At 66.2% G+C, this 15,731-nt stretch carries 16 protein-coding genes and 3 pseudogenes; 12 read left to right on the top strand and 7 right to left on the bottom strand.

The genetic code is table 11. The annotated features are described in order from the left end of the window. Positions 1–648 (top strand): hypothetical protein (locus ABDV69_RS13755; RefSeq protein ID WP_343575226.1); only part of this gene is annotated, 648 nt, incomplete at its 5' end. 32 nt (positions 649–680) lie between these two features. Next, positions 681–2,219 (top strand): glycerol kinase GlpK, encoded by a 1,539-nt coding sequence (glpK, locus tag ABDV69_RS13750; RefSeq protein WP_343575235.1) that lies wholly within the window; start codon positions 681–683, stop codon positions 2,217–2,219. Positions 2,220–2,568: 349 nt separating this feature from the next. Here glpK and ABDV69_RS13745 read toward each other — a convergent pair. Beyond that, positions 2,569–3,306: pseudogene (locus tag ABDV69_RS13745) on the bottom strand (RDD family protein); the annotation flags it as partial. 40 nt (positions 3,307–3,346) lie between these two features. Between ABDV69_RS13745 and ABDV69_RS13740 the strand changes: the two are divergent. After that, positions 3,347–4,339, top strand: a complete 993-nt coding sequence (locus ABDV69_RS13740) for a stage II sporulation protein M (RefSeq protein ID WP_343575224.1) — start codon at positions 3,347–3,349, stop codon at positions 4,337–4,339. A gap of 15 nt (positions 4,340–4,354) precedes the next feature. Here the strand turns inward: ABDV69_RS13740 and ABDV69_RS13735 are convergent, their stop codons facing one another. Genes ABDV69_RS13735 through ABDV69_RS13715 form a run of 5 tightly spaced genes read right to left on the bottom strand, consistent with a single transcriptional unit; the run spans position 4,355 to position 9,567 of the window. Then, positions 4,355–5,677, bottom strand: a complete 1,323-nt coding sequence (locus ABDV69_RS13735) for a DUF58 domain-containing protein (protein WP_343575221.1) — start codon at positions 5,675–5,677, stop codon at positions 4,355–4,357. Beyond that, positions 5,677–6,660, bottom strand: coding sequence for a MoxR family ATPase (locus ABDV69_RS13730; RefSeq protein WP_343575218.1), 984 nt, complete (start codon positions 6,658–6,660; stop codon positions 5,677–5,679). The genes ABDV69_RS13735 and ABDV69_RS13730 overlap by 1 nt, the downstream gene beginning before the upstream one ends. Further along, positions 6,660–7,784, bottom strand: coding sequence for a DUF4350 domain-containing protein (locus tag ABDV69_RS13725; protein WP_343575215.1), 1,125 nt, complete (start codon positions 7,782–7,784; stop codon positions 6,660–6,662). Before ABDV69_RS13725 ends, ABDV69_RS13730 begins: the two co-directional genes overlap by 1 nt. Next, on the bottom strand, positions 7,781–8,434 hold the full coding sequence (locus ABDV69_RS13720) for a DUF4129 domain-containing protein (RefSeq protein ID WP_343575213.1): 654 nt from the start codon (positions 8,432–8,434) through the stop codon (positions 7,781–7,783). The genes ABDV69_RS13725 and ABDV69_RS13720 overlap by 4 nt, the downstream gene beginning before the upstream one ends. Before the next feature lie 14 nt (positions 8,435–8,448). Next, on the bottom strand, positions 8,449–9,567 hold the full coding sequence (locus ABDV69_RS13715) for a hypothetical protein (protein ID WP_343575212.1): 1,119 nt from the start codon (positions 9,565–9,567) through the stop codon (positions 8,449–8,451). A gap of 141 nt (positions 9,568–9,708) precedes the next feature. Between ABDV69_RS13715 and ABDV69_RS13710 the strand changes: the two genes are divergently transcribed. The 5 genes and pseudogenes from ABDV69_RS13710 (at position 9,709) to ABDV69_RS13690 (ending at position 12,276) form a co-directional block, all read left to right on the top strand. Then, the gene (locus tag ABDV69_RS13710; protein ID WP_343575210.1) at positions 9,709–10,173 is read left to right on the top strand and encodes a GatB/YqeY domain-containing protein; all 465 of its coding nucleotides are present in this window, start codon (positions 9,709–9,711) and stop codon (positions 10,171–10,173) included. A gap of 37 nt (positions 10,174–10,210) precedes the next feature. Continuing rightward, positions 10,211–10,927 (top strand): annotated as a pseudogene (locus tag ABDV69_RS13705) (TIGR03557 family F420-dependent LLM class oxidoreductase); the annotation flags it as partial. Then, positions 10,927–11,333, top strand: a pseudogene (locus ABDV69_RS13700) (DJ-1/PfpI family protein); the annotation flags it as partial. The pseudogenes ABDV69_RS13705 and ABDV69_RS13700, both read left to right, overlap by 1 nt. A 68-nt stretch (positions 11,334–11,401) precedes the next feature. Beyond that, complete coding sequence (locus ABDV69_RS13695) at positions 11,402–12,061, top strand: HemK2/MTQ2 family protein methyltransferase (protein WP_343575207.1); 660 nt, start codon at positions 11,402–11,404, stop codon at positions 12,059–12,061. Between the two features lie 68 nt (positions 12,062–12,129). Further along, complete coding sequence (locus ABDV69_RS13690; RefSeq protein ID WP_343575232.1) at positions 12,130–12,276, top strand: CDGSH iron-sulfur domain-containing protein; 147 nt, start codon at positions 12,130–12,132, stop codon at positions 12,274–12,276. On the opposite strand, the gene ABDV69_RS13685 is transcribed toward ABDV69_RS13690, so the two are convergent. Beyond that, entirely contained in the window at positions 12,256–13,275 is a 1,020-nt protein-coding gene (locus tag ABDV69_RS13685; protein WP_343575204.1) for an iron-containing redox enzyme family protein, read from the bottom strand. The genes ABDV69_RS13690 and ABDV69_RS13685 overlap by 21 nt on opposite strands. A gap of 469 nt (positions 13,276–13,744) precedes the next feature. Here ABDV69_RS13685 and ABDV69_RS13680 point away from each other — a divergent pair, with 469 nt between their 5' ends. From ABDV69_RS13680 to ABDV69_RS13665, 4 genes are all read left to right on the top strand, one after another. Further along, positions 13,745–14,140 carry a transposase family protein gene (locus ABDV69_RS13680; RefSeq protein WP_343575202.1) on the top strand — a complete coding sequence of 132 codons (396 nt, stop codon included), beginning with the start codon at positions 13,745–13,747 and terminating at the stop codon, positions 14,138–14,140. Positions 14,141–14,288: 148 nt separating this feature from the next. Then, positions 14,289–14,414 carry a hypothetical protein gene (locus tag ABDV69_RS13675; protein WP_343575237.1) on the top strand — a complete coding sequence of 42 codons (126 nt, stop codon included), beginning with the start codon at positions 14,289–14,291 and terminating at the stop codon, positions 14,412–14,414. A gap of 279 nt (positions 14,415–14,693) precedes the next feature. Next, positions 14,694–15,377 carry a hypothetical protein gene (locus tag ABDV69_RS13670; protein WP_343575199.1) on the top strand — a complete coding sequence of 228 codons (684 nt, stop codon included), beginning with the start codon at positions 14,694–14,696 and terminating at the stop codon, positions 15,375–15,377. A gap of 138 nt (positions 15,378–15,515) precedes the next feature. After that, the gene (locus ABDV69_RS13665; RefSeq protein WP_343575196.1) at positions 15,516–15,647 is read left to right on the top strand and encodes a hypothetical protein; all 132 of its coding nucleotides are present in this window, start codon (positions 15,516–15,518) and stop codon (positions 15,645–15,647) included. The last annotated feature ends 84 nt before the right edge of the window (positions 15,648–15,731 follow it).

Genomic DNA, 15,731 nt, shown 5'->3' with positions numbered 1-15,731 from the left:
CTGGCGTCTGGGCTCATCGCGCTTCTCGCCAGCCCCGTCGCGAGCGCCGACAACTTGACGACCATCGGGCCGTACACGGTCGACGGCTACACCGATACCTTGACCTATGACACCGGCACGTCGGGATTCGACAATCTCCTCACCGGGTCCTTTGACTCGTATCCGTTCGACCTCGATATCTATTCGGGTGGCCCGGGTTCGGGTAACTCAGAAGTCCTGTTCACCATTCCGCTGCTTTTTCAAGGTGGCTATGAAGACGTCGGCGGGACGATCACACCGATCTCGACGTTTGACGCCGCCGACTTCGTCAGTCCCGACGTCGGCCTGGTAGACCTCGGCGGTGCGGTTGCCCCCGGCCAGGGGATCGTGACGGTTGGGCCTTTCACGATCGGCGGATACGCGGATACGTTGAGCATCAACTCCGACACGTTCGCGCTCGATAACTTCGTCACCGGTACATCGAACTCGTTGCCATTCGACCTCGACTTGTTCGCAGGCGCACCGGGTTCGGACTCGTCGGAGTTTCTGCTGACGGTTCCGTCGCTGTTCCAAGTCGGTCTGGACGACGTCGCCGGCACGCTCACTCCGCTGTTTGCGCTCAACCCGGCTGACTTCATCAATCCCGACATCGGTCTGGCCGCCCTCTAACCGACTGCTGCCCGCATGGTCCATGATGGGACATAATCGCGGGAGGAAAGCAGTTGGCGGAATTCGTCATTTCGATCGACCAGGGCACCACCAGCACCCGGTGCATGATTTTCGACCACGCCGGCATCGAAGTGGGTTGCCACCAGTTGGAACATGAGCAGATCATGCCGCAGGCGGGCTGGGTCGAGCACAACCCGATCGAGATCTGGGAGCGCACCGCCGCGGTGCTGATGTCAGCACTGACCGCGACCGGTCTCTCGTCGAAAGACATTGTCGCGCTGGGGATCGCGAACCAGCGAGAGACGACCCTGGTGTGGGACCGGCACAACGGCCGGCCGTACTACAACGCGATCGTCTGGCAGGACACCCGCACCGACCGCATCGCGTCGGCGCTGGACCGTGACGGCCGCGGCGACGTCATCCGCCACAAAGCCGGCCTGCCGCCGGCGACGTACTTCTCCGGCGGAAAACTGCAGTGGATTCTGGACAACATCGACGGGGTGCGCGCCGCCGCCGAGCGGGGCGACGCCGTTTTCGGCACGACGGACACCTGGCTGCTGTGGAATCTGACCGGCGGTCCGCGCGGCGGGGAACACGTCACCGATGTCACCAACGCCAGCCGCACCATGCTGATGGATTTGGAGACGTTGGACTGGGACGACGAACTGTTGTCGTTCTTCGGCATCCCACGGGCTATGTTGCCGTCTATTGCGGCGTCCTCGCCGCGGCAGCCGTACGGCGTCACGACGCAGGCCGGGCCGTTGGCCGGCGAGGTGCCGGTCGCCGGGATCCTCGGCGACCAGCATGCGGCGATGGTCGGCCAGGTCTGTTTGAATCCCGGAGAGGCTAAAAACACCTATGGCACAGGTAATTTCCTGCTGCTGAACACCGGCGAGCAGATTGTCCGGTCGCGCAACGGCCTTTTGACGACGGTGTGTTATCAGTTCGGCGACGCCAAACCGGTGTACGCCCTCGAAGGTTCGATCGCCGTCACCGGCTCGGCGGTGCAGTGGCTGCGCGACCAGCTCGGCATCATCAGCGGCGCCGCGCAGAGCGAAGCACTGGCCCGGCAGGTCGACGACAACGGCGGGGTGTACTTCGTCCCGGCGTTTTCCGGTTTGTTCGCGCCGTACTGGCGCTCGGACGCCCGAGGCGCGATCGTCGGGCTCTCGCGGTTCAACACCAACGCGCACCTGGCCCGCGCGACCTTGGAGGCGATCTGCTATCAGAGTCGCGATGTGGTCGATGCGATGCAAGCCGATTCCAGTGTGCGCCTTGAGGTTTTGAAGGTCGACGGCGGGGTCACCGCGAACGACCTGTGCATGCAGATCCAGGCCGACGTACTCGGCGTCGAGGTGGTGCGCCCGGTGGTCGCCGAGACGACGGCGTTGGGCGCCGCCTATGCGGCAGGCCTGGTGGTCGGCTTCTGGTCCGGCCCGGATGACCTACGGGCCAACTGGCGCGAAGGGAAGCGCTGGAGACCGGGGTGGACCGAACAGCAGCGCGCGGCCGGGTATGCCGGATGGCGAAGAGCTGTGCAGCGCAGCCTCGATTGGGTCGAGGTCTCCTGACGGAGGCGGTGGGATCGACGTGTGCCGGACCCACCGCGTTGGTCGACGATCAGTCGTCTGCGCCGAGGATACGCTGCTGCCAATCAGGCCCTCGTCGACCAGCAACTGCAGGGTCGGGTAGAGCGAGACCGGGCTGGTCTTCCACAGGTCCTGGCGGCGCGCAGGTCACCTCGACGTCCACGCCGGCCGTGTCCGCCACGCCGGACCACCGCGGCGGCCGGGCCCGTCATGGCCTTGTACTACGGCGCGCACGCGGTCGCGACGGTCGTGGCGCTGACGCTGTTGATCGCCGACGTGGTTATCCTCGCGATCACGGTCGCGCAGTGCCTGCCGGCTAGCGCCCAAACGCAGGACGCAGGCGGGCGAGTGCCCGGCGGTGCCGTTCGGCGAGCACGGCGGCCAGCGCTAGCTGCGGCGGTGTCCCCGGCGGGGGCGGCGGACCCACCCGGCTCAGCACGTCGGTGGCGATTCGGTAGGCCATTTGGTCGCGCAGCTGCGGGTCGAGTTGGGTTGCCCGAAAAAGGAATTGGCTCGCCACGGCGGCCTGCTCCGCGCTCAGCCCGGACAGCTGCAGCGACGCGGCCCACCATGCCAACTGTGGCGGCATCATGGGCGGCGGCCTCAGCTTCGGGCCGCGTTCACTGATCACGGTGGTACCGGCGAAGATATCCCCGATCCGCTTGGCTCGCGGCGAGAGCATGCTGCAGATCACCGCGGGGCTGCCCAATAGCATCCAGATCTCGACGATCGAGGCCAGCGCGCGAACGAAGGCCTGCCGGAAGCGTTCCGGTCCGCCGTCGTCCGAGACGACCCGCAGACCCACCACCATCTTGCCGACCGTTCGGCCCCGCGTCGCGGTCTCGAGGACCAGCGGGTAGCCGATGAATACCAGCATCGTGAAGACGATCATGATCGCCGAGGCCACCGCCGCGTCGAAGTGACCCAGCGTGCCCGCCCACAGCAGCAGCGACATCAGGTAGCCGATGACGATGATGGTGATGTCGATCAGCGCGCTGATCGCCCGCACCGGCAGCTGGGCGACCCGCACATCCAGCACCACGGCATCCCCGGTGACCACCTCTGACATACCTCGAACGCTACCCGTGATCGCCGCTAGTGTCGGTCCGGTGGATGTCGACGCGTTTGTGCTCGCGCACCGCGACAGCTGGGATCGCCTCGATCGACTGGTGCGAGATCGCAACCGGCTCGGTGGCGCGGAGATCGACGAACTCGTCGAGCTCTACCAGCGGGCATCGACCCACCTGTCCATGCTGCGTTCCGGTTCGTCCGATTCCGCACTTGTCGGCAGGCTTTCGAGTCTGGTCGCGCGGTCGCGGGCCGCGGTGACCGGTGCGCACGCGCCGCTGTCGAGTGAGTTCACCCGGTTCTGGACGGTGTCGTTCCCGGTGGTGGCCTATCGCGCCTGGCGATGGTGGGTGGGGTCGGTGCTGGTGTTCTTTGCCGTCACGGCGGCGATCGCGCTGTGGGTGATCGGCAGCCCGGACGTGCAATCGACGATCGGAACACCAAGCGAGATCGACGAATTGGTCAATCACGATTTCTCGTCCTACTACAGCGAGCATGCGGCGGCGGCGTTCGGGCTGCACGTCTGGGTGAACAACTCCTGGGTGGCGGCCAAGTGCATCGCGTTCTCCGTCGTGCTGGGCGTGCCAATCCCGTTCGTGCTGTTCGCCAACGCCGCCAACCTCGGCGTGGTGGTCGGGCTGATGCTGGCGGCCGGCAAAGCGGACGTGCTGTTCGGCCTGATGCTGCCGCACAGCCTGCTGGAGTTGACGGCGGTGTTCCTCGCCGGTGCGGTCGGCATGCGACTGGGTTGGTCGGTGATCGCGCCGGGGGACCGGCCGCGCGGTCAGGTGTTGGCCGAGCAGGGTCGCGCGGTGATCTCGGTCGCCGTGGGTTTGGTTGCGGTGCTGCTGGTCTCGGGCGCGATCGAAGCGTTCGTCACGCCGTCGTCGTTGCCGACCTTGCTGCGCATCGGGATCGGAGTGCTCGCCGAAACCGGCTTCCTCGCGTATGTAGGGTATTTCGGCAGGCGCGCGGTTCGGGCGGGCGACACCGGTGACATCGCCGATCCGCCGGACGTCGTCCCGACCCGGTGATTTTCGGTCCTCGAGCTACAGCCGTCCAGCCGCTTTCATCGCAAGATAGCGATCGGCCAGTGCCGGTGCCAGGTCGGCGGGCGCCGCGTCGACGACCTCGATTCCGCTGCGGCGCAGCCGGGTAGCGATCGCCGATCGCTCACCGCGAGAACGTTCGGCGGCCGCCGCGTCATACACCTGCGCGGCATCGGAGCGGCCGGCCGCCAACTGGTCGACGCGCGGATCGGCAACCGCCGCGACGATCACCTGGTGCTTGGCCGAGAGCAGCGGGAGTACCGGTAGCAATCCCTCGTCGAGGGCGCTGGCGTTGAGGTCGGTCATCAGCACCACCAGAGCCCGCCGCCTAGTACGCCGGACCACCGCGGAAATCATTGCTGTGGCGTCGGATTCGATCAGGGCCGGCTTCAGCGGCGCCATCGCCTCGACCACCCGGCCCAGCAACTCGGTTCGGGACGCGCCGAAGACGCCGGCTCTGGTGACCCGGTCGTGAGCGAGGAAGTCGACGGTGTCACCGGCCCGCGAAGCGAGCGCCGCGAGCAGCAGGGCGGCGTCCATCGACCAGTCCAGCCGTGGCCAGCCGCTTGGGTCACCGGCTGTCGGGTCGACCCCGACGCGTCCGGCGGCGGTACGTCCGGTGTCGAGCACGATCACGACCCGTCGGTCCCGCTCCGGCCGCCAGGTGCGGACCACCACGTCGGCGCGACGGGCCGTTGCCCGCCAGTCGATCGAGCGGACGTCATCGCCGACCACATACTCACGCAACGAGTCGAATTCGGTGCCCTGACCACGCGTCAGAGCGGGCAGTAGACCGGCCATCTCGCGGAGCCTGGCCAGCCGCGACGGCAGGTGCTTGCGCGACAGGAACGGCGGCAACACCCGCACCTGGCCGGGCAGCAGACGAGTCTGCTGCCGTCCCGCCAACCCCATCGGGCCGATCGAGCGCGCAGTGATCGCCGCCGACTGCTGGTCGCCGCGACGGATCGGCCGCAGGCAGGTGTCCACCCGATTGGTGCGCCCGGAGACGATATCGATGGCATGGCTTGCCGGTTCGGCCTGGGTACTGGGTGGCCAGGCATCGCGGATTCGGCCACGGAAGCGGCGCCGTCCGGCGTTGTGGATCAACAACCCGAGGGTGATGCGCTCACCGAGTCGCACGGAGCCGTTGGGCAGTCGGGTGTACTGCAGCGCAGCGGGTTTGGCCGCCAATGCGGCATCGAGCAGTAGCCCGATCGCTAACAGTGTCAGCAACACGGCGAACGTGGCTGCCGGCCAGGGTGATACCGCGATCGGAACCGCACATAGCAGTGCGATCAGCCCGGTACGACCGGTCACCACCACTAGCGTGGCACCGGAACCGACGCCAGGATGCCGTCCAGGACGCCATCGGTGGTGGCACCCTCCAGCTCCGCCTCCGGACGCAGCATCACCCGGTGCCGCAACGTCGGGCGGGCCATCGCCTTCACGTCGTCGGGTGTGACGTAACTGCGTCCGGACAGCCATGCCCACGACCGCGCCGTCGCGAGCAAAGCAGTCGCGCCACGTGGCGACACGCCCAGCTGCAATGCGGGCGAATGCCTTGTCACGCTGACGATGTCGACAATGTAGCCGAGCACGGCGTCGGCCACCAGCACGCGCTGCACCGCGTCGTGCCCAGCAGCCAGCTCCGCCGGACCGGCAACCGGTCGGATCGCCGACAGGTCACGCGGGTCGAAGCCATGCGCGTGCCGGCCGAGGATGGCGATCTCGGCGTCGCGCGGCGGCAGCGGCACCTCCAGCTTCAGCAGAAACCGGTCGAGCTGAGCCTCCGGCAACTGATACGTGCCTTCGTATTCGATCGGATTCTGGGTGGCCGCGACGACGAACGGCTCGGGCAGCGGCCGGGCATCACCGTCGACGCTGACCTGACGTTCCTCCATGGCCTCCAGCAGCGCGGCCTGCGTCTTCGGTGGTGTCCGGTTGATCTCGTCGGCCAGCAGCAGGTTGGTGAACACCGGTCCGCTGCGGAAGACGAATGCGGCGGTGCGGTTGTCGTAGACCAGCGATCCGGTGATGTCGCCGGGCATCAGGTCGGGGGTGAACTGGACGCGCTTGAAATCCAACCGCAGTGCGCAGGCCAGCGACCGAACCAGCAGTGTCTTCGCCACACCCGGAACACCTTCGAGCAGTACATGCCCGCGGCAGAGCATCGCGATCACCAGCCCGGTGATCACCGCCTCCTGGCCTACGACGGCCTTACCGATCTCGTCGCGCAGCGCGAGCAGTGCATGCCGCGCCGCTTGGTCTGCCGGCGGCTGAGCGGAGCTACGGGCCGGTTGAGTCATCAATGTGTGACTTGCCTTTCGATGTCGTCGAGTGCACGACTGAGCTGTATCAAATCAGCGTCAGTGGACGGAGGAGGTCCAAACAGGAAGTGCCCCAGCATCTCCGGAGTGAAACTGCTGCGCGATGCGATTGCCTGGACGACCGCAGCAGGCGGGGCATCGGCGCCCAGGCCGAGTCGGGGAACCAGGCGCTGCAACGCCGCGGCGCGCAGTGCATCTGCGGCCCGGTCACGGGCTCTACGCGACCGGTACAGTCGGCCACGGCCCTCGACCGTCTCCGATGCGCGGACCACCACGGGAAGGTCCTCGGCCACCAACGGTCCGATTCGGCGGCCTTTCCAGAGCGCGAAAAACCCTACGGTCAGCCATAATTGGACGACCATCCAGCTCACGCCATCCGGAATCAGGTCGAAGATAGTGCCTTTGGCCGACGATCCACCTTCGATGTGCTGCGGGGCAAACCAGACCAGACGGGGATGCTCACCGGCCAGGTTCATCGCCAGCGCGGCGTTGCCGGCCCGCAGCAGTCCCCCGTTGGTGATGAACTCGGCACTGCCGACCACCGTCACGTTGCGACCGTGTTCGCGGTAGCGGACCACGGCGCCGCCGTAGCAGCTGACAACCGCCCTGCCATCGGCGGCCCGGAAGGTGTTGGACGGGCCGAGGTCGACTGGCCCCGCCTGATCCGCCTCTCGCAGAGCGCAATCCGGCGCGTCGCTTGGCGAGCCGTTACCGGCGTTGCGGATACCCGGCGACAGTGCGGCGCGGGCGCGCGAGGTCGGCTCGACCAGCAGCAGGTCTCCGGATGCGTCGGCAAGGCGTTTTAGCAGCGGCTCGGTGGTGACCCGCTGGGTTTGGCCGAACAACATCAGCGATCCCGGCCGCGCCGCATTCACCGCCTCGTCGACGTTGTCTGCGACGACGACCGTGACGCCGTGGTCGCGGAGCAGGGCGACCAGCGCGTGCGCACCGTCGGGACCGGTCGCTTCGGGGTCCAGGTGCCCACCGGGCCGCGGCGCGGTCAGGTAGCTGCTCAACGTGGCGACGGCGCAGACCGCGAGTAGTGCGGGCAGCAGCCACCACGGCCGCCGGCGCACCCGTCGAGACGCCTGCGGCGTCGTCACCGGACCGGGGTCCACGAGTTGGCAACGATCGAGTCGGCAACGCCGAATTGACCAGCGCTCGAACGGTATTGGAGGTGATTGTCGAGGTTGACGATCACCTGATAGGCGTTCTGGGTGCCGGGGCGTTCACCGTAAGTGACGTCGTTGAACGCGGTTGCCGATCGCGATAACTCGGCGGCCAGCGCGGGTAGGCGCTCGGCGGCATCGGTGGCCAACTCGTTGGCGGTACGGCCCGGGGCCGGGTCGAGAGTTCCGCTCTCCTCGAGTCCACGGGCTACGGCGCGCAGTCGGTGCCGAATCGCTACGGCCCAATTCTCCTCGGCAGCATAGCGTTCCGCGATCATACGATGCTGGTCGGCGGTGAGCTGGGCGGCGTCGAACAGGTGGTAGTCGCCGGCGCGTCGGGTCCGGATGGTGCGGCGCGCGATGCGAACGGTGATCACCACCGCGGCAATCCCCACAATCAGCACAACGCTGATGGCCAGCCATCCGCCCGGCATCGACGAGCCCTTCTCGATGATGCGGTAGAGCAGCTCGTGGATCCATTCGTTGACGCGTTGCGAGATCGAACCTTTGGGGTAGATCGGCTTGTCGAGTTCACCCCGGGCCGCGTCATGGGCGGTATCGCGGTCGATGTCAATGGCGGGCATCCTCGTCGGTGTCCCTACACCGGCCGGGTCAACCAGAGGTAATCGATCGAGGCGGGGTGCGCGGGAGCGCAGCTCTGCAGTACGAGATCGAATGCCTCGCTACGGATTCGGCGGTCGGTGTAGAGCAGGACCACCACTCCGGCGTCGAACGGCGTGGTGATGATCCGGCCGATCACCGCTCCGACGGACCCCACCGTGGCGGCGGCCAGCACGGAGCCGGAGCCGCCGGCCAGCTGACTGAGGAATTCGAACGGCACCGCGATGGCGCCCGCGATCAGCGTCACCACCAGCCAGGTCAGCGTTCGGATACCGAGTATGCGCCAGAAGCTGTCGTATACCAAGGCAAAGGATCGCGTGATCGCGTCGCGAACCGGAAGCCGCTCCAGGACGATCAGCACCGGTGCAAACGACAGGGCCACATAGAGATACACCACCACCGCAACCGACGTCAGGACCAGTGGAAAACCGAGCAGGACCGCGGCCGGCACGTTGCCCGCCGCGACGGTCGCTCCGATGATCACGCCTACCCCGCCGGCCAGCAGAATCAGCCCGAGGGCCTCGATCGTCACCAATCCGAGTAGCGCGGGCAGCCGCCCGCCAATCCGATGCCACGCTTCGCGGGCGCCGACGGTGCCGCCGAACACCGCGCGTCCCACGACCACCGTCAGGATCCCGGTCAGCAGGATGCCGCCCAGCCATCCGACCAACCCGCTGAGCCCGGCCGAAGTCACCGATGCCCCGACGTCGCCGCCGGTGAGCTCGTCAGCCGGCGCGGTTCGCAGGCGGCCGGCGGCGGCCAATGGTCCGGCAGCGGCGGCCAGCGAAATGAGCTCAGTGATCACCACGACGATGGCCGTCAAGCCCAGCGTGGCGCGGGGATTAGCCCGAATGTAGACGGCCGCGCCGTTGAAGATGTCGCTGAGGCTCAGCGGACGCAGTGGGATGATTCCCGGCGCCCACGAGCCGCGGACCGGTGGCGGTGGGGCGCCGTACCGACGCCCCGGGGCATAACGGGGCTGCCACCCGTAGCCGGGCGGCGGATAACCCGGCGGCGGATATCCGGCAGGAGGGTAGTGGGTCGGCTGGTATCCGCGGTAGGGGTAGTCCGGGTATTCGGGCGGCGGCGCGCTCACCAGGTGGAGCCGCCGTCGTCGACCGACATGCGCCGCTGCTCGGCATCGCCTCGCCCTGCATTGCCGCCGCGCATGACTCCATACTGTCGATCACCCGGCTATTTCTCAACGTGGCGCGGCCTGGCGCGTAGCGTCTTCGTCATGGCCGAACTCAAGTCCCGACTGCGGGCGGACCTCACCAATGCGATGAAGGCGAAGGACAAGCTGCGGACCGCGACGCTGCGGATGCTGCTGGCCGCGATCCAGACCGAGGAGGTCTCGGGCAAGCAGGCCCGGGAACTCTCCGAGGAGGATGTGCTCAAAGTGCTGGCCAAGGAGTCCCGCAAGCGCGGCGAGGCGGCCGAGATCTACACCCAGAACGGCCGTGGAGAACTCGCCGCCAACGAGCACGCCGAGGCGCGGGTGATCGACGAATACCTGCCGACCCAGCTCAACGACGCGGAGGTCGCCGACGTCGCCGACACGGCGATCGCCCAGGTGGCCGAGGAGTTGGGGGAGCGTCCGGGCCTGAAGCAGATGGGCCAGGTGATGAAGGCGGCCACCGCAGTGGCAGCCGGCAAGGCTGACGGTGCGCGGCTGTCAAAGGCGGTCAAGGACCGCCTCTAACTGGTTTGCATGTCTCAAGCAGGGGTGCCCGTCGTGGATGACTCGCTTCGGCTACACCCTGATGACAGCACAGAACGGCCCCAAAGATTTTGTCCGGAATGCGATTTCGGCTGAACACAGCAGGCGGCAACGGTGCAGATCCTCGCCGACGGCCGGTTCCCCTTGGGCCTGGGTAGCGGCGAGAACCTCAACGAGCACGTGGTCGGCAGAGGTGCCGGCAATCACACAGCGACAGGACATGTTGTGTGAGGCCATCGACATCATTCGCAGCCTGTTCGGCGGCGATCTGGTGGATTGGTGGGGCGATTACTTCCAGGTGGACTCCGTCCGTCGGTGGGACCTGCCCGATGTGCCGGTCGGGATCGGTGTGGCGATCGGTGGAAAGAAGGCGATCGACAAGTTCAGCGGTCTCGCTGACCATTTGATCGCGGTAGAACCCAACGGTGACCCTCTTGACGGAATGGCACAACACCCGGCAGGGCACGGGTAACGCCGACGCGGGTCGGATCGTTGGCCAGATCCCGATTTGCTGGGACCACGATCGGGGCGCGGCCGTCGAGCGCCCGCACGATCAATTTCGTTGGTTCGGTGGCGGGTGGAACGTCCGTCAATGCCGACTTGCCCACTCCTGCAGGCCTCGCCGGTTGCAACACCGTTCGTCCGGCCCGAAGATGTCGCCGGAAGCATCCCGTGTGGTCCCGGCCTCGACGCAATCGTCGAGGCCGTTCGCCCTTACTGGGAAGCGGGATTTACCTTCAGGCACGCAAGCACGATCTGGAGCCGGCCGGCACGATTCGCGTCGACCAGACGGTGGAGCAGGCATCCGTCGACGAGTTCGACGCTCTTGTACGGCCCGGTGGGACGGTCAATCCCGACCAGTTGCGGCTGGACACTTCGGCGGTCGCTTTCGTGCGCGACTTCGTCAACTCCGGTAAACCCGTGGCGGCCATCTGCCACGGACCGTGGACTCTGGTGGAGGCAGGGGTGGTGTCGGGCCGCACGCTGACGTCGTCGAAAAAAATATCGTCACAAGTCGCTCACCCGATGACCTTCCGGCATTCTGTGCCCGCCTCACCGATCAACTCGAGCACGTAGCTGACGCTTCGCAAAGCCCGGTTTCGAGATTGTTAATTGTGGGCATTAGTCACGTCAGGCCGTAAGCAGCGCGGCACTCAGCATTGTCGAAAGGCCGACGTTGACCACTGCTTATTTTGCACCTTCCGAGTCGTTGGACACCGAGGGCGTCTACCGGCCGCAACATGATTCGCATCTGTTGATTCAGAGTCTCGAGCGGACTGAGTTAGCCCGCGGCCGGCACGTATTGGATCTCTGCACCGGCAGCGGTGTGGTTGCCATCGCCGCGTCCGAACTGGGCGCCGCCAGCGTCGTCGCGTTCGACATCTGCCCACGCGCGGTGAATTGCTCGCGCGGTAATGCCATTGGCGCCGGCGCCGACATCGATGTACGCGAGGGATCCTGGTCCGCCGCCTTGGATTACCCGCCGTTCGATCTCATCGCGTCGAATCCGCCGTACGTGCCCACTCCGCCTGCCGGCGACACCGAAGTCATCCCGCTGACGGCGGGCCCGGCACGCGCGTGGGACGCCGGTATCGACGGTCGGATGGTGCTCGATCCGCTGTGTGAATCGGCAGCCAGCCTGCTCAATGCCGGCGGCTCATTGCTCATGGTGCACTCGACATTGTCCGGCGTGGACAAATCGCTGGACTCCTTGCGCGCGACCGGTCTGAATGCAGAAGTGGTTGCCTCAGAGCGTATTCCGTTCGGCCCAGTGCTGTCGGCGCGGGCCGGATGGCTGGAAGTCACCGGCCAGATCAAACGCGGGTGCCGGACCGAGGAGCTTGTGGTGATCCGGGCAGACAAGCCGTGAGCAACCCCACCCGGATCCAGGTGGTGCCGAACGGCCCGGTGCTGGTGCCCGGGCCGGTGTGCATCGAGATGCCAAACGGCGAGACCGTGGAATGCGACCGCTTCATGGTGGCGATCTGCACGTGCAGGCGCAGCAAAATCTACCCGAAGTGTGACACCAGCCACCGACGGTGTCGACCTGCGGCACAGGCCAATTCAGCCGAGCGGCCGTCGTAGCGACGTCTCTTCAGCTTTCCAGGCCGCCATGATCACGTCGGCGAGTCGGTCTTCGACGGCAGCGTGGGCGCGAATGCCGAACACCACATCGCGGTCGAGTTGGGGCTCGCGGGCCACCAACGCGCCGACCACGTCGCGGCGCACGACCTGTTCGTGCACGGCATCCGCCTCCACATGCTCGCTGTAGAACGCAACACATTCCGGCGGTGCCGCCAATCGCCGCAGCGCCTCGACCAACCGGTGTGATCCCGGCGACGAGGTGATCTCCGTCGAGGCGAAGTGCCCGACCGCGGCGCCACGAAGCTGTCGGTGTAAACCGAAGAGCGACATGAGGTTAACCGCCGCGAGCGCCTCGGCGGGGACATTTTCCAGGTAGGCCAGATAGGTCGCATCAAGCTCGGCCGCGGTCAGCAGGTCGGCGAACAGTTGCGCATGGACCTTGGCCCCGTGACCAGCGCCGTACTCATCGAACTCGATCGCGACGAACGATGCTTTCGCCTGCCCGCTCAGACGCGGGATCGCGAAAGCGTGCGGGTCGCCCTCCTTGAGGTGATACAGCGACCGGTGCACGAAATATTCGCGCATCTGCTGCCAGGTTCCATTGTCGCGCAACCAATATGACGGCCCCGATTCACCAGCAGACTCGATCGACAGATCGTCCATCTCGGCCTTGGCGGTTCGGCCGGTATCGATGGACCCGACGTCGCGCCGCACTTCGGCCAGGAAGGCGCGCTCCAATTGTGCTCGCAGATAGAGCAATCCGGGATTCCACTCCCAGTTCGGGTCGACCCCGGCGAAGCCGCGGTAGTGCAGTTCGTAGCACATGTACAGCGCCAACTGCAGGTCCAGGCCGTACGGGTCGGAGTCGCCGATCGGAGCGCCGATGCGCGTCAGTTGGTCGTGTGGTGCGGGCCCGGTGAGGCTACGCCGCACGGCCAGCGAGAGCGGCCCGTAGCCGGCCGGCAACCGGGGTTCGACGAGCGCTTGTGCTTGAGCCACGGGGGGGTATACCCGCGATGAAGCACCCGTCAAACGGGCCAGTCGCAGTCGGTCAGCTCGTGATTGAACTGGATGACGGCCAATTTTGACTCGCCGTAGGCCGCCCATTCGGAATATTTGCGGTTGCGTCGGTTCACGTTAACGAGCTGCCCACCGAGATCACCCGATCCTTGGTCCTGTCGCCGAGCAGCCGTCAAGGCGTTGTGGCCGAGCTAGTTGGTGCCCGTGTGAGCCTCGATCGGTCGCGCAGTGCGCGTCAGCGGTAGGCCCAGCACACCGGCGTTGTTGACCGGCAGCCGCGAGTGTGGCTGCGGTCGCCGCGCCGATGCCACTGTTGCCGCCTGTCACGATGATTTTCACCCGGCGACCATCCGGTGTTTCTGGCGGTCGCGCCGTCCATTCGGGTGACACGGTCGGTCATGGATAACAGTTTCTGTGTGACTGTTCCACACGTTCGACGAATCGGCTGGTGACAGGCGCCCAAGGGGTCGCCAAGGCTAGAAATCAGGGTGCCGATGCCAACCCGACGCGCCACGAACGACTGTTGCAAGCCCTGCAGACAGTGCCCGACCCGCGAGACCCGCGCGGGGTGCGCTACCCACTGGAAGGAGTGCTCGCCCTGGCGGTCACAGCTACCTTCACCGGGTGCCGGTCGTTCGCGGCGGTCGGTCAGTGGGCCGCAGAGACCGCCGTTGACAACCTGGCCTTGTTCGGACTCACCAGCGGTAGCGCCCCGGACGAATCGACGTTGCGCGAACTGTTCGCCCGCATCGATTGGATCGACTTCCCGCCGCGGCCCAAGTCGCACAGCTGCGCCGCACCGTCACCGCTGCCGGAACCAAAACCGTCGAGGTCGTCTACCTGATCACCTCAGCACACCACACGGCGGCACCGCCGCAGCGGCTCGCCGCCTGGGTACAGGGCCACTGGAGCATCGACAATCGCCTCCACTGGGTCGAGACGTAACCTTCGGCGAGGACGCATCGCAGGTACGTACCGGCCACGCGCCACCGGTGATGGCCACCTGCCGCAACCTCGTCATCGGCATCCTGCGACTCACCGGATGGGACAACATCGCCGCCGGCCTACGCCACCACGCCAGACACCCAGACCACGCCCTTGAACTCGTCCTGACCTGATAAGGCGCGACCTTTCCGGGACCCAAGGCTAGAAATCGCTCACTCCCCTCTCGACTGCATACGCGCATTACGCCGGAGCTATCCACGTCTGGCTACCTTTAAGCGGGCCACGCAGCCGGAGCCAGGCGGCGACTTTCGCACGTGAACGGAGCCTTCGATGAATAAAGCGTTGTGTTGCGGCAAATATCTCTCATTCCAGATACTTCAAGATCACCTGCGCGGTACCCTTGCATCCGGAGTCACCGCATATGAGTGCACATAACCAAAGGGGGTCCAGTGATGGAACATCGTCGTCTTCTGTCGGCAGTTAGCGCGGTGGCCGGCGGTATCGCTGCTGCCGCGGTCATCCCTAGCGCATTCGCGCACGCCGATGACGGAGTTGGCGACCTCGGCAGCCTCACCTTGACCTCCGGTGGCCCAGACGTGCCGTACACGGCACTCGGCCCCGACGGGTATGTGGGGTTCCAGCCGTTCTTCACCGAGTGGCAGCAGTACCAGCCGACCAATGTGGACGTAGCTGGTACGAACGTCGGCAGTTACGACGTGTTCGAGTCCGACTACTCAAGTCCGTGGACTGATGAATCGCTCTACCACTTCGGCGCAGCCACGAATGGTGGTAGCGACCCGGGTGGCCTGGCGGGTGCGACGGTGACCGATTCCGCGTTCGACCCCAGCTTCAACGCCGGCACCGAGCAAACGGTGCCGGCCGATGTCACCGCCGCGGTTCATGACCTCAACGTGACGCTCGGCAACGGTGAAGTGGAAAATCTTCTCACCACGGCTTCGGGTACCTACTTGTCCGTGGATGACCCAGGGGTTGGCTCAGCTCTCTGGTTTGAAGCACCCGGATCTACCGACGCTTCCCTGCTGTGGAGTGGGCTGGCTGACACGTCAGCGGCGCTGGCGGCCGTTGAGAATCTGCCTAGCCTGCTGCCGCCCGATGTGTGGTTCCCCGGCATCTGAAATAACCGAGCGGGCGGCAACGTCCGTGTATGACTTCAACAATGTCAACGTGTTCCTGGCCAACCGTGACCACATCGAAATCGACACCGTCGGAGGGGAATTCACGAACTTCCCGGAAACCACGCCACCGGGTCGGGGATGGGTCGAAAGCTGGGGCTCGACAACACCGTCGCCCGGGTGGCAGCGTCGCCGCCGATCGACGGCATCGAGAACGTCGGCGGGCCCGCCAAGATTACGTTCGAGTGGTCGTCCCGTAGTCGCTCTTGGTGAGTTGCGCGCGGACGGTCGGTCCCGCGCGCGAACGGGTTCAGCCCCACTTTTGGTGTCTACCGCGTGAGTGAGCAAGGCAGCAGG

The sequence above is a fragment of the Mycobacterium sp. genome (assembly GCF_039583785.1).
In the GTDB taxonomy this organism is placed as follows: domain Bacteria; phylum Actinomycetota; class Actinomycetes; order Mycobacteriales; family Mycobacteriaceae; genus Mycobacterium.
Note: the sequence above shows the minus strand (reverse complement) of the source record. Positions and strands in the feature narration are given on the sequence as shown.